Origin of the sequence: Streptomyces sp. NPDC051576 (assembly GCF_040681835.1) — a bacterium.
GTDB lineage: Bacteria > Actinomycetota > Actinomycetes > Streptomycetales > Streptomycetaceae > Streptomyces.
This window is the reverse complement of sequence record NZ_JBFAZO010000009.1, coordinates 404488-417714: the sequence shown is the minus strand read 5'-3', so window position 1 is coordinate 417714 and position 13227 is coordinate 404488. Positions and strand designations below refer to the sequence as shown.

General features: G+C 71.3%; 11 protein-coding genes. 3 read left to right on the top strand and 8 right to left on the bottom strand.

Going from position 1 to position 13227, the window contains the following annotated elements; translation table 11 throughout:
• Nucleotides 1-4: 4 nt before the first annotated feature.
• Together AB0M63_RS29525 and AB0M63_RS29520 are read right to left on the bottom strand one after the other, a co-directional pair.
• Nucleotides 5-1702 (bottom strand): hypothetical protein, encoded by a 1698-nt coding sequence (locus AB0M63_RS29525; protein ID WP_366021573.1) that lies wholly within the window; start codon nucleotides 1700-1702, stop codon nucleotides 5-7.
• A gap of 63 nt (nucleotides 1703-1765) precedes the next feature.
• The gene (locus tag AB0M63_RS29520) at nucleotides 1766-2173 is read right to left on the bottom strand and encodes a hypothetical protein (protein ID WP_355920659.1); all 408 of its coding nucleotides are present in this window, start codon (nucleotides 2171-2173) and stop codon (nucleotides 1766-1768) included.
• A 244-nt stretch (nucleotides 2174-2417) separates the two neighbouring features.
• On the opposite strand from AB0M63_RS29520, the gene AB0M63_RS29515 reads away from it, so the two are divergent.
• Nucleotides 2418-2984 carry a hypothetical protein gene (locus AB0M63_RS29515; protein ID WP_366021572.1) on the top strand — a complete coding sequence of 189 codons (567 nt, stop codon included), beginning with the start codon at nucleotides 2418-2420 and terminating at the stop codon, nucleotides 2982-2984.
• Nucleotides 2985-3023: 39 nt separating this feature from the next.
• On the opposite strand, the gene AB0M63_RS29510 is transcribed toward AB0M63_RS29515, so the two are convergent.
• The 4 genes from AB0M63_RS29510 to AB0M63_RS29495 form a co-directional block, all read right to left on the bottom strand.
• The gene (locus AB0M63_RS29510; RefSeq protein ID WP_366021571.1) at nucleotides 3024-4073 is read right to left on the bottom strand and encodes a hypothetical protein; all 1050 of its coding nucleotides are present in this window, start codon (nucleotides 4071-4073) and stop codon (nucleotides 3024-3026) included.
• A gap of 175 nt (nucleotides 4074-4248) precedes the next feature.
• Nucleotides 4249-7020: an AAA family ATPase gene (locus AB0M63_RS29505; RefSeq protein WP_366021570.1), complete on the bottom strand. Its 2772-nt coding sequence runs from the start codon at nucleotides 7018-7020 to the stop codon at nucleotides 4249-4251.
• Nucleotides 7021-7137: 117 nt separating this feature from the next.
• Complete coding sequence (locus tag AB0M63_RS29500; RefSeq protein ID WP_366021569.1) at nucleotides 7138-8043, bottom strand: hypothetical protein; 906 nt, start codon at nucleotides 8041-8043, stop codon at nucleotides 7138-7140.
• A 252-nt stretch (nucleotides 8044-8295) separates the two neighbouring features.
• On the bottom strand, nucleotides 8296-9444 hold the full coding sequence (locus tag AB0M63_RS29495) for a beta-propeller fold lactonase family protein (protein ID WP_366021568.1): 1149 nt from the start codon (nucleotides 9442-9444) through the stop codon (nucleotides 8296-8298).
• A 288-nt stretch (nucleotides 9445-9732) separates the two neighbouring features.
• Here AB0M63_RS29495 and AB0M63_RS29490 point away from each other — a divergent pair, with 288 nt between their 5' ends.
• Nucleotides 9733-10017 (top strand): zinc-ribbon domain-containing protein, encoded by a 285-nt coding sequence (locus tag AB0M63_RS29490; protein WP_366021595.1) that lies wholly within the window; start codon nucleotides 9733-9735, stop codon nucleotides 10015-10017.
• 13 nt (nucleotides 10018-10030) lie between these two features.
• Here the strand turns inward: AB0M63_RS29490 and AB0M63_RS29485 are convergent, their stop codons facing one another.
• Together AB0M63_RS29485 and AB0M63_RS29480 are read right to left on the bottom strand one after the other, a co-directional pair.
• Nucleotides 10031-11110, bottom strand: a complete 1080-nt coding sequence (locus tag AB0M63_RS29485) for a HAMP domain-containing sensor histidine kinase (protein ID WP_366021567.1) — start codon at nucleotides 11108-11110, stop codon at nucleotides 10031-10033.
• Complete coding sequence (locus tag AB0M63_RS29480; RefSeq protein ID WP_355920639.1) at nucleotides 11103-11798, bottom strand: response regulator transcription factor; 696 nt, start codon at nucleotides 11796-11798, stop codon at nucleotides 11103-11105. Before AB0M63_RS29480 ends, AB0M63_RS29485 begins: the two co-directional genes overlap by 8 nt.
• Before the next feature lie 87 nt (nucleotides 11799-11885).
• On the opposite strand from AB0M63_RS29480, the gene AB0M63_RS29475 reads away from it, so the two are divergent.
• Nucleotides 11886-13022 carry an endonuclease/exonuclease/phosphatase family protein gene (locus tag AB0M63_RS29475; RefSeq protein WP_366021566.1) on the top strand — a complete coding sequence of 379 codons (1137 nt, stop codon included), beginning with the start codon at nucleotides 11886-11888 and terminating at the stop codon, nucleotides 13020-13022.
• Nucleotides 13023-13227: the final 205 nt, after the last annotated feature.

The window sequence follows — 13227 nt, the reverse complement described above, 5'->3', positions numbered from 1 at the left end:
CCCGTCAGTTCCCGTGGTCCACCAGGGCGCGCAGATCGACGTACGACTCGGTCCGCAGCAGGTCGAGCAGGACCAGCCGGAGGGCGGGCACCGCGCCCGTCCAGTCGGCGCCCGTCATCCTCAGATCGATGCCCGGCAGGTCCGCCAGCTGCCCGGTGAGCAACTGGATGCCGACGTCGTCGGCGACCGCGAGCCACGCCCCCGTCCGACCGGACACCTTGAAGGCCACCGCCCGTCGCGCACCGGTCGGGTTGGCCCCGAGATCCAGGTAGATGCCGTGCACGGTCCGGCCGCCGGTGAACTCACCGGCCAGGGACGCCACGGGGACGTCGATCAGCCAGATCACGGGTGCCGCGTCCTGGAGGACGGGCAGCCACCGGGTGCGCCACCGCTCGTCGGAGAGACAGCTCGCGGCCACGCAGCAGGTCACGTCCGCGCCGCCGTCCCAGGCGGCGGTGAGCCCCGCGACGTCCCCCGGATCGTCGAGCCGGACGTGCCAGACGGCGTCGGTGTCGCGGTCGGTGCCGTCGTCGGCGAGGGTCCGGATCGCGAGTACCGGCCCGTCGTGACCGGCTAGTCGCGCGCGGTCGCTCTCCGGGAAGGCGTAACCGGCCAGCAGCCGGGTCGGCAGGCGCGCCCCGAGCACGACGTTCGGACGCCCGGCCACCCGGGTGGTCGCGTCCACGACCCGCACCACCTCTTCCGGATCGACGTCCTGCCCGAAGGTGATCAGACGCGCGGGCCGCGGCTCCGTCGTCAGCCACAGGCGGGCCTGGCGCAGCACCTGGGCGACCATGTGCCGGTCCGGCGGGTCCGGATCGAGGTCGACGGTCAGCCGCAGTCCGGGAACGGTGTCGGCGACCCGTGCCACCAACTCGGCCGCGGCGGGCAGGTGTTCGCGACTGCCGAGCACCGTTGCTCCCGCCTCGGTCAGCCGGGCCGCGAGCCCTGCGAACACGGTGTCCTCCCACCGGGCCCATGCCTCGTCGAAGCGGTCGTCGAGCGCGGCCGCCCCGGTACCGGGCAGGTCGGCGGACAGGGGCTGCGGCCCGAACTCGGCCACCACCGCCTCGTCGGCCGCCGCGACCACGTCGACGGGCAGCCCGGCCGGGTCCCGGTACAGGGTGCGAAGGCGCCCGTCCGGTACGTCGATCTCGCGCAGCTCGCCGGGTGTCAACGCCCGCGGCCAGGCCGCGGCCATCTGTCCGATCACCGGTGTCTGCATACATACCCGCGCCAGGGCCGTCACCGCGAGGGAGCGCCGGTGTTCTCCCGGAATCGCGGCGAGATGGCGGTCGAGCCGGTCCAGCAATCCCACGTAGTCCGGGTACGAGGCGAGCGCCGCCTCGAACGAACCGGTGCTCGCGGCTGCCACGCTGCAACTCATGTACGTCGCGAACGACTCGTGCGTGGTGCGACACAGCTCCAGCAACTGGTTGAACAACTCGGCCCATCGAGGCACCTGTGACGTGAGGACGAGAGCGGCACCCCACGCGGTGGTGTCGGTCAACAGGACGTGCTGCGCTTCGTGATGATGGACCAGTCGTTCGGCGTCGTCGCCCCGGCCGCGCAGGTGGAGGTCGAAGCCACCGGGCAGATACGCCCCACGACTGCCCCCGTGTGTCGGACCGAGGAACAACCTCGCCAGGTGCCCCGCTGCCCGACCGTCCGCCGCCGGTCGCTCCGATCGCCGCTGCTCCACGACCCGCCCCCCCTTGTGCCCGTGTTCCGTCAACAGCGTGTGCCGCGTGGCCCGTTGTGGAGGTCAGCCGAAGTGCAGGTCACCGGTGATGGTGTGGGCCTGGATCACCGGGCCTCGCACCTTGGCGCCGGTGATGACGTTGTGCACGGACCCCGGCTGATCGGTCGCGTGCGCCACCAGTTCCCGCAACTCCTCGGCCAGCGCCGGTTCCTGTCGCAGCAGCACGAGCAACCGCTCCCGCCATTCGGAGGTGAGCGCGACCAGGCGCGGATCGTCCTCGCGCCCACCGCTCGACGCGACGACGATCCGCGTCTCGTCGAGCGCGGCCCCGACCGACTCCGTCCCGTCCACCGCCCCACGCCCGAAGAGCGCCAACACCCGCTCCCTCACGGTCGTCCAGGCGTCCTGAGCCATCAACTGCACGACCGTAGTGGCCCCCGACGCGGCCAGCGCGGCCAACTCCGCATCCATACGGCCCCCTTCGCCACTCACACGCTCCGTGACCAACAGAGTACGTGGCATCGCGACCTGCGGGACCTCGCCACCGAGAACTCGTCTCCAGCCACCCAGGGGGTGCGGTGGCCGGCGTTCAGGACGCGGTTGAGCACGCGGGCGGCCGGGCCGGGCTTGGTGGCGGACGCGCCGGCCGGGGAGCGAGTCCGGCTGCCGGGCAGCTACCGGTGGGCAGCGTCTAGGCTCCCCCTACGGCCACCGCGTGATCGTTTCTCGTCGCGCATCGATGACCGACGGTGGCCGCACCTTCGCGTGCCGGCGGATGGCACGGCTCGACGAGGAGGACGCGGTGCTGGGACTGTTGGGTTTCTACGACGAACTGGACAGCCGCCCCGACCAGCCGAACGGATCGATACGCGAGGCCGTCCGACCGGTCGGCGAGCCGGATGAGACCGACCTGGTGGCCTACCTGGATGCCGGCCACATCCTCATCCACGTCATGGAAGCGGGACCCGACGCCATCACCGGCAGCGCCCACCGCCACTCCCCGGGCTGTTCGTCGCTGGTGACCGACGGTACCTGGCTGTGGCGTCAGGACTTCCCGCACTACGTGGAGGCACACCACGTCTCGCTGCCCGAAGCGTTCGTCGAACATGTCCGCGGCCTGGACTACCGCATGCCCACCATCGTCGTCGCGCAGTTCGCTCCGCACTACAACGAGACGATGCCCCTGGTCGGCTGGGCCTCGGCCGTCCCCTGGCGATCGACCGCTGCCCTGCTCGTACCTGAACCACGAGTGGTGAGCAGCGAGGCCGACCGCGAGTGTTGACGTGCCTGCGGTCGAGGTCCACCCGCCGCACCGCAGCGCTCAGTTGAACATGCGCCAGCTGTACGTCACCCGGTAGTCCCCGCCGAAACCGCGGTACTCGACGGACTTCGCGGCCGACTCGGGCTTGCCGTCCCAGCGGCTGGTCAGTGACGGGATGATCGTGCTGAGGGTCACCGGCGCGAACACGTCGTCCTCGACCACGCCCTTCAGTTGGTCGAACGCCCAGCCGACGGCCGCGCCGACCGCCATGCCGATGAGGATCCCGAGCACTCCGCCCGAGGCGCCGATCGCCACACCGACGGCGGCCGCGAGGTAGGCGGCGACCTTCGTCCTGACCATGTCCAGCAATTGGTCGACGTAGTCGGCGAGGCCGCCGAAGTCGATCTCCGCGAGCACCAGCGTGACGAAGTACGACTTCGGATACTTGGCGCCCCCTTCGTCGAGGTTGAACCAGTGGAACTGCTTCGGCGGCGTGTACGTCTTGACGTCTCCGTCGTCGAAGCTGCGGACCTCGAACGGACTGATCTTCAGCGCGTCACCGCTCTCGTCCACACTGGTCCCGGCGAGCGAGATCTCGTCGGAACCCAGCTCCGACGTCTCGGCCACGCACTTCACACTGTGGATGCGCAGTTCCAGCTTGTGCAGCGCGGTCGGTGCGGCCGCGGCCCCGGCGCCGGCCTGGGGCTCCTCGGAGAGGAGGAGAGGCAGCTTCTTCAGTTCGTCGGCCGGGAACTTCAACCGGTCCGGGAACGGCATCCGTTGGATCTGCGCTTCGACCGACGCCGGTGAGCGCAGGTCGACCCGGGCGAGGTCGCCGAGGCGCGCGGCCCGGCCCGCCGCGTTCTTGAGATCGGCGACGACCGCGTCCGCCGCCTGCTTCTTCTTGGCGTCGCTCAGCCGGTCGAAACGCTGGGCCAGCAGGTGTTCCGCGGCGCTCCTGTCCTCGGGCAGCGGGTACTTGGCGGGCTCGGCGTGGTGCGCGGCGACCTTCTCGCCGGCGAGCCTCAGCTCCTGCACGACGCGTTCGGCCACCGCCTTGACCTTGGCGTGCGGTATGTCGGTGACCACTTGGCTGGTGTTGTCGGCCATGACAGTCGATCCCCCGGTTGATTGACGATGAGTTGATGTCGGTTGCGGTTGAACGCGCTTCCTGCGCCACGGGCCTTTCGCTACGGTCCCTGCCTGCGAGGGCGCGAAGTGCGACCGCTGACGACGCTACGGGGAGGGCCGACCGGGCACCCCGGGTGCGGACCCGGGGGTATCCCTAGGAGCGGGGTTCGGGCAGGTCGGCCAGTCGGGTCGCGAGGCGGGTTCGGGAGTCCACGCCCAGCTTCGGGAAGATCCGGCCCAGGTGGTACTCGACGGTCTTGACGCTGATCACGAGCTCGCGCGCCACCTGCCGGTTGGTCAGCCCGGATGCCACGAGACGGGCGACGGCCAGCTCCTGCGGGGTGAGCACGGCCGTGTCCGGCGTCGGCCGCTCCCCCGTCGCCGGGCGCAGTCCGCACGCGGCCAACTCCCTTTCGCAGCGCTCCAGATCGGGCTTCGCGTCCAGTCGTACGAGGAGGTCGCGGGCGCCCTGCAACTGCTCCCCGGCGAGGGTGCGCCTGCCCGTGCGCCGCAGGAAGCCGCCGTACGCGAGGTGCAGCAGGGCGCGGTCGAAGGGCGCCTCGACGTGGGTGGCGTGGCGCAGGCCCAGGCGGAAGGCGCGTTCGGCGGCTTCGGTGTCGCCGCGCGCCGCCTCCAGCGTGCCGCGAGCGCGGGCGGCGACGAGCAGCGCCTCGTGATGCCCGCGCCGGGTGGCGAGCACCTCGTAGGGGGCGAGGATCCGGGCGGCGCGCTTCTCCTCGCCGAGGGCGGACCAGGCGTCGGAGAGGAGATCGGCCCACGGCACGGTCCCGGGCTCTTCGAGGGAGCCGCGCGGGCCGAGCGCGAGCAGCGGATCGAGGGCCACGACCACGCCCTCCGGGTCGCCCTGGGCGCGGGCGAGGTAGCCCTCGGCGAGCGCGGCCGACAGCGCCGGGCTGACATGGCTCCCCCGGGCGTAGTCGCGGACCACGCACGCGTGCGCCTGCGCCTTCGCGAACGCGCCGCGTGCCGCGCACAGTTGGGCGGCCAGCGTCCTGCCGTGCAGGGCGATGTGCGGCTGGTCGGTGTCGGCGGCGAGGGACAGCGCGAGTTCGGTGTGGACGAGCGCGTCGTCCCAGCGTCCTGTGCGGTACTCGGCGGAGGCGAGTGCCGTCGTCGCGACCACCCGGAAGGAGGCCGCACGGCCGCGGCAGGCGCTGAACACCCCGCTCAAGTCCCTTACGGCGCCGGTGAGATCGCCGACGAACGGGCGCAGGTTGCCGCGGCCGAGGAGTTCTTCCAGTTGTGCGGGGGACGCGAGCGCCGGGTCGGGCAGCGGTCCGAGCGCCGCCAGAGTTTCCGCGGCCCGCCCGCTCATCGCCAGCCCGATCAGGCGCAGGTAGCGGATCATGTCGGTGGCGGTGTCGTCCGGTGCGAGGCGCAGCGCCAGATCCGCCCACTCGGCCATCTCCGTGCCGTGCGACATGCTGCCGTGCAGTGCGGCGAACTGCCCCGCGATCCGCGCCCCCAGGAGCGGCTCGGCCTCCGGGTCGCAACGGTGCCAGGCGTCGGTGAGCAGCGCCTCGGCCCGCTCCACGTCGAACAGGCTCAGCCGCCCCAGCAGATAGCTCCTCCACCCGCCGGGCGCGAACTGCCGTATCCGCTCGGCGATTTCACCCACGTCCGGCACATCCCCGGCGAGCAGCCGGCACTCGACGGCTTCCAGGAAGTACCGCTCGTGGACCGCGACGTCCGTGCTCAGCCGGGCGGCCGCACCGAGTTGACCCGCGGCGCCGGACCAGGCGCCGTCCGAGGCGAACTTCCGCCCCAGCGTGGCCAGTTCGACGGCCAATCCCGGGTCGGGACCGACCGCCGCGAGCGCCCGGTGCCGTAACCGCTGCGCCTGGTCCGCTACGACCTCCGCAGCCCGCAGATGCAGCGCGGCCCGGCGTGAAGGCCCGAGCCGGTGATAGACGGCGGCATGCATGAGGGGGTGCGGAAAGCGGATCACCGGGTCGCCGGGCACCTCGGCCAACAGACCGGCGCGCACTGCCTCTTCGAGGGCGGAGAGAACGTCGCCATGGGCTGCCGTCCTCTGCGGGTCCTCGCCCGCCACCGTCCACGCGTCGGCGAGCCCACAGTGTGTGCCCAGCACCGCCGCCGCGCAGACCAGCGCCTCGGCCGGTGGGCTGATCTCCGCCAGCCGGGCCAGCACCAGCGCCGTGAACGACCTGGGCGCGGGCGGCGCGACCTCGGCCTGCGCCAGCGCCTCCAGCAACCCGGGGCTCTCCTGCTCCAACAGGGCCCGTACGTGGAGGGGGTTGCCCCCGGTGTGCGCGTGCAACCGGGCCGCGGCCCGGCCCGTCAGCCCGGATACGCCCAACTCGCCGCCCAGTTCCCGCAGTTCGGCCGGGTCGAGCCCGTCGAGCCGGATTCGCACGACGTCGTCGGCGGTGAAGGACCGTCGCAGTCCGCCGGGCAGCCGCGCGTCGTCGATGTCCCGTACGACCAGCACCACCAGCACACGGTCGACCCGCAGCCGCCGTACGGCGAAGGTGAGTGCCTGGAGGGACGGGTGGTCGGCCCACTGGGCATCGTCCACCACGACGACGACCGGTTCTCCCGACTCCGCTGTCTCCTGGGCCGCATCCCATGCCTCCAGCAGTTCCGCCCCGGCCGCCGAGGCATCCGCCCAACGGGCCCGCGTGCCCAGGAGTTGCTCCAGTACACCGAAGGCCAGCTCGGACTCGGCCTCCTCCCCCGCGGCACGCAGCACCCGCGCGGAACCGCGCAGGAAGTGCCGTACGAGCGCGGTCTTGCCGATACCCGCCGCGCCTTCGACGAGAACGCGTCGAGGGACTCCGGCGCGGGCCCCCTCCCGGGCGCCGGCCAGCAGTGCGAGGCTGTCCGCGCGGCCGACGAACACGCCCGCCGCGCCCGACCGAGCAGTGACCCCCGCGTGCTCCACCCCGGCTCACCCCCTCGGCCGCCCTGCGAGCATCGTCCTCAGGAAGGCACGGGGAGTCCAGGTGTCGCACTCCCCTCGGGCTCCGGATACCGGGTCGACAGCACGTCCCGGGCAGCGTCAGTGCTGGGTGCCGCTGTGCCAGATCGTCGTGCCGCCGTAGACGACGGCGACATCGCCGTCCGCCCGGAGGATCAGCGTGGCGCCGTTGTGGCCGTCGGTGCGGGTGGACCAGGCGGTGGCGCCGTCTTTCGTGTAGATGGCGAAGTTGCCGTCACCCTGGAAGACGGTCTTGTAGCCGCGGCCCGCCGTACCGGCCGACCAGCGGATGTGGTTGTTCTCGTCGCGGATGACGAGGTCGCCGTCCGAGGTCATGGCCATGCTGGTCCGGTTGGAGTGCCAGGCCCGGCCGGGCGTCAGCACACTGGTGGCCCGCACCACCACGGTGGTCCAGGATTTCGCCGCGGCCACGTGGGGTGTCGGGGAGACGGCGGGACCGGACGCCGCTGTCTTCGAGGCCGCCGGGGACGGTACGGAAACCTTCGGGGTGGCCGTGGTCGAAGCGGTGTGTCCGTCGGACTGCTTGTCGCTCAGGGGGCTGGGGGACGCCGTACCGCTCGGCGCAGCGCCGTCGCTGCCCGGAACTCCGCCCTGGAGGTCGTCGCCGGAGGCCGACGGACTGTGCGACGCCGCGTTGCCCGATCCGTTGAGCAGCACGGCGGTGCCGATGCCCAGCGCGAGCAACAGGGCGACGCCGACCAGCACGGGCTTCCCGGCCCGCGACGACGACGATGAGGCAGGAGCCTTGACGGGATCGGCGGCCGCATCCGGTTCGTCCCGCTGATTCGCCGGGATCGAGGCGAGGACACGCGCGGCACGCGCGGCCTCCGGGTCGAAGAGCGGCGACACCCCGCCGGACCCGGACCGGCCGCTCCGCCGTACCGTCGGGCCGGCCGTCTCGCCTCGGGACAGCCGGGCGCCCTCGCCTCGGGGCGCACCCGCACCCGGGCCCTCATCCGTGCTCATGTGCTCTCGGCCTTCCGGGGTCCCGGGCGCACAACGCCCGGCAGGTCTTCGGGGAACACGCACCGCACACCGTCGATGGCGGGCGCGGCCAGCGTACCGAGCCCTCGGGATTGGCGGGTGGGCGTCTCACGGAGACGTGACCGGAGGTAAGAGCCGGTGTTCGGCGAGCAGTTGCGGGCCGCCACCAGCAGAGCACCGTTCCGCACCGAGAGCCCCTCCGGCTACGACTGCCGGAGGGGCTCTCGGGAGCGGCTACAGGGCGACGATGCCCTCCCCGCCGACCGCGTCGGGCACCGTGACCGAGCCGATCTCGGTCAGTGAACCGTCGCGGTTCACCCGGAACTCGTCCACGATGCCCTTGGCACCGGTCTGCGCGTAGAGGTAGCGGCCGTCCGAGGAGACAGCGGCGTCGACCGTGCCGCCGTCGGTGGTGGTGTCGCCGAGCGGAGTGAGGCCGTGCCGGCTGTCGGTGTGGAAGCCCGACAGGCTGTTGCTGCCGGCGTTGGACGCGTACAGGTGGCGCCCGTCCCTGACGATCCAGCAGGTCGCGGCCTGGCCGGTGGCGGCGGGGGAACCCACCGGAGTGACCCTGCCGTCGCGGGCCACGGTGAAGGTCGCCACGGAGTTGGTGCCCGCCTCGGTGACCTGGAGACGGCCTGCCGCGTCGAAGACGAACCCGAACGGCACGGTCCCGGGGAGGCTGTTCACCACCGGCGCGGCGGCCGGAGCACCGGAGCGGCCGAGGGGGAACACGACGATGCTGTTGGTCGCGGCCTTGGTGGTGACGACCAGCCGGCTGCCGTCGGGGGTGAACGCGATCTGGCCCGGGGTGTGGGTGAACTGGGGCGTGGCCGCCGGGTCCAGGCCGAGGCCGCGGTGCCAGGAGGAGACGGCGGCCAGGTGGTCGCCGACCCGGACGAAGCCCTGCACGGCGCCTCCGTCCAGGGCGTTGAGCACGTAGACGGTGTTGCCGTGGACGGCGACGCTGACCGGGAACGACCCGCCGGAGGCCACCTCCTGGGTGCGCCTGAGCCGGTCGCCCTGTACGGCGAACACCGTGACGGTGTTGCTGCCCGCGTTCACGGCGTAGAGCAGGTGGTGCTCGCTGTCGTAGGCGAGGGAGCCCTGCGAGGCGAGGTGGTCCACCACCGAGCCGGTCAGGCTGCCGCCCAGGCCGCCGGTGGGGTAGCGGCCCGCGGCGGTGAGCGTGCCGTCGGCGTGACGGTCGTAGGCGACGACGGCGTTCCCGCTCGCGCTGTTCGTCTGCACGAACACCGGGGAGCCGTGGTGCCCTGCCTTGATCGGGACGGCGGCGGAGGCCGGGACGGCGAAGGCGGCGGCAGCGGCCAGCGTGGCGGTGCCGATCGCGGCGGTGATCCGGGCGGTGCGGGCAAGCGTCATCGTCATTCTCCGTATGGGGAGCGGGAGTTCGGGCTGGCTCGAACGTTAGGTCGCCCAGGACCCCGACGATCGGACGAAAGCGGCATATCGATGCGACGTCCGCGACCCGTAAGGATTGCCGGCCGAGGCGGCGACCGAGGTCGCCCGGCGGCCGGGCTCCACAGGAACATGTCATCGGGCCCTGCCGTCCCCCGAGCGCGTCACCGTGTAAGAGACTGTGCTCCGTGACCGCACTCGCCGCTTGGTGACACCGTGTCAGGCGGCACCGTCCTGGGAGAGACCAACGACATGATCATTTTCGGCACCAAGGGATACCTGTACCAGCTCGCGATACTCACGCTGGTGTGCGGCAACTGCGGAAATCCCGCCGCGCACACGCTCAGGAAGCGCGTCACCAAGTTCACGCTGTTCTTCGTGCCGCTGTTTCCGCTCTCGACGAAGTACGTGATGCAGTGCACCTTCTGCGGGGCGGATCAGAAGATCACGAAGGACCAGGCGGAGCAGTTGCAGGCGCAGGCCGCGAGCGGCCAGGCGTACGGGCAGCCGCAACAGCAGCAGCCCTATCAGCACTGAACGGGTAGCGGAACTACACCAATTCCCGCGTACTCAAGGGGAGTTCCACCGTGATACGCATTCCGCCGGCGGCGCGCGGGGTGAGGGTGAGTGTTCCGTCGTGTGCGTGGGTGATGGTCTTGACGATCGCCAGGCCGAGGCCGACGCCCGCGTGGTCGGTGCGAATGCGTTCGGTGCCGCGCTGGAATGGCTCGGTAAGGGTCGAGACCACCTGCGGGGTGAGGATCTCGCCGGTGTTTTCGACGGTGAGCACCACAGACCTGGGGCGGACAGCGGTACTGACCCGTACGGCGCCCTGTTCGGGCAGATTGTGGACGATCGCGTTGTGGACGAGGTTCGTGGTCAACTGCAGCAGGAGTGCCGGTGATCCGCTTGTGGGGGTGAAGTCGCCGGAGGTCTCGATGGTGACGCCGTGTTTCTCCGCGAGGGGGAGAAGTGTTTCGGTGGCTTCTTCCGCCATGAGCGACAGATCGACGTGTTCTCGGGTGAAGGACCGTCGGTCGGCGCGGCTGAGCAGAAGCAGTGCCTCGGTGAGGTCGATGGCTCTGGTGTTGACCACGTGAAGGCGGTCGATGATTTCGCCGGTGTCGTGGTTCGGATCGGTGCGCGCCACGTCGAGGAGCGTTTTCGAGATCGCGAGCGGGGTGCGCAATTCGTGCGAGGCGTTGGCCGCGAATCTCCGTTGTTCGGCGACGTGTGCTTCGAGCCGTGCGAGCATCGCGTCGAAGGTGTCGGCGAGTTCTCGGAACTCGTCCATGCGGCCCGGTAGCCGGATCCGGTGGGCGAGCGATCCGTGCGTGGCCATCCGCGCGGCGTCCGTGATCCGGGTCAGGGGGTCGAGCATCCGGCCCGCGAGGATCCACCCTCCGGCGAGACCGAACACCAGCAGGAACCCCATGACGGCGACTGCCGTCGGGGCGAAGGTGCGTACGACGGCCAAGCGGTAGTCGGGCTCGATGATGAGGCCGGGGTGGGGTACACGATTCAGGTACACCCACACCGCCGCCAGCAGCAGGGCGCCGGCCAGCATGACGAACCCGGCGTAGCTGAGGGTGAGTTTGAGGCGGACGCTCGGACCAGGGGCTCTATCCACGGTCCGCTCCCTCGTTCCCGGCCCCCGGTTGTGTGTCGATGCGGTAGCCGACGCCGGGCACGGTGGCGATGATCCAGGGTTCGCCGAGACGTTTGCGCAGTGCCGACACGGTGATGCGCACGGCGTTGGTGAACGGGTCGGCGTTCTCGTCCCAGGCGCGTTCCAGGAGTTCTTCGGCGCTCACGACACCGCCTTCGGCGGCGACGAGGACTTCGAGTACGGCGAACTGCTTCCTGGTGAGTGCGACATAACGGTCCTCGCGGTAGACCTCCCTGCGGAACGGGTCCAGCCGCAGTCCGGCGATCTCCCGTACGGGCGGCCGGTGATGGGCACGTCTGCGGTCAAGTGCCCTGAGTCTGAGCACGAGTTCCTGGAGTTCGAACGGCTTGGTGAGGTAGTCGTCCGCGCCGAGTTCGAACCCGGTGGTCTTGTCGTCCAGTCGGTCGGCCGCCGTGAGCATCAGGATCGGCATGCCGCTGCCGGAGGCGACGATGCGTTTGGCGATCTCGTCACCGGACGGCCCCGGGATGTCGCGGTCGAGGACGGCGATGTCGTAGGTGTTGACGCTCAGCAGTTCCAGAGCGGTGTCCCCGTCGCCGGCGATGTCGGCCGCGATGGCTCCGAGGCGCAGGCCGTCGCGGACGGCTTCGGCCAGATAGGGCTCGTCCTCGACGATCAACACACGCATGCTCTCGATGCTACGAGCCGGCACATATCGTCGGCGTATCGAAAACCGCATACGCGTGGGCAACACCACGCCGCCTTCACTGGCGGTATGACGCGACCCGTACCACCAGGGCAAACGACCACCGGTCCCCGTGAGCACCATGACGGCGGCGAGGACCGTGACGCGCTCGGCGCGGCCGGCGACGTCGCCGAGCACCGACTTCCCGGCTCGGGCGCCTGGCGAGCCGTCCACCGGACGGTCCGCGGCGCTTGCCGACCAGGCCCCTGGAGACGGGGACCGATACTCGCCGCGCTGGCGCTGCTGCTCGGCCTGCTCATGCTGCTGCACACCGAGATCCCGAACCGCATCGGGAATCTGGGCAGCCTGGTGGAGACTTTCCTGCCGTGGTTGGGCCTGTTCGTCCCGGTGCTGCTGGCCGGGGCGCTCCGGCGCCGCTCCGCCGCCGCGGTGGTCGCGCTGCTGCTGCCGGTCACGGTGTGGCTGAACCTCTTCGGCGGTCTGCTCCGCGACAAGTCCCAGCCGGGCGGCGATCTCGTCGTGGTCAGCCACAACGTCGGCGCCGACAACCCCGATCCGGCCGCCACCGCCCGCGACCTGGCCTCCTCCGGCGCGGACCTGCTCGCCCTGGAGGAGGTGACCCCGCAGGCGAAGGGCACGTACGAGAAGGAGTTGGCGAAGACGTACCCGTACCGCACCGTGCTGGGCACGGTCGGACTGTGGAGCAAGCTGCCGCTGTCGGACACCCGGCCGGTCGACGTGAAGATGGACGCGGGGCCGCTGGCGGCCACCAAGCCGGCCGACGTCAAGATGCAGTACAACCGGGCGCTGCGCACCACGGTCGCCACGGACCACGGGCCGCTGGCGGTGTACGTCGCCCACTTGGGGTCCGTACGGGTCAACCCGAAGGCCGGCCTTTCCGCGGGCCAGAGAAACGCCGGCGCGCAGTCGCTCGGCCAGGCCGTCGCCGCGGAGCGGATCGAGCGGGTGGTGCTGCTCGGCGATCTGAACGGCGCCATGGACGACCGGGCGTTCGACGGCCTCTCCTCGCAACTGCACTCGGTTCAGGACACGGCCGGCGACGGCTTCGGCTTCAGTTGGCCGGCGAGGTTTCCGGTCGTGCGGATCGACCAGATCCTCGTCCGGGGCATGGAGCCGAGGAGTTCGTGGGTGCTGCCGGGCACCGGGAGCGACCACCTGCCCGTGGCTGCCCGAGTCGACTGGTGAGGACGCGGAGAAGTCGGCCCTGCGCTCATCGTCGGCGGCGTGCGGTGCGTCGAGGACGAGGAAGGTCCTGTGCGCGGCGGCGAGGGTGGCCGCGGCGAGGTCCGGGGCTACGGTTGCCGGACCGCGCTCAGCCGCGCGCCACCGCCGCGTGCCCCGCTCCCGGCGTCGGGCAGGAGGGTTCCGGACACTCCCCCCAGGCCGACTC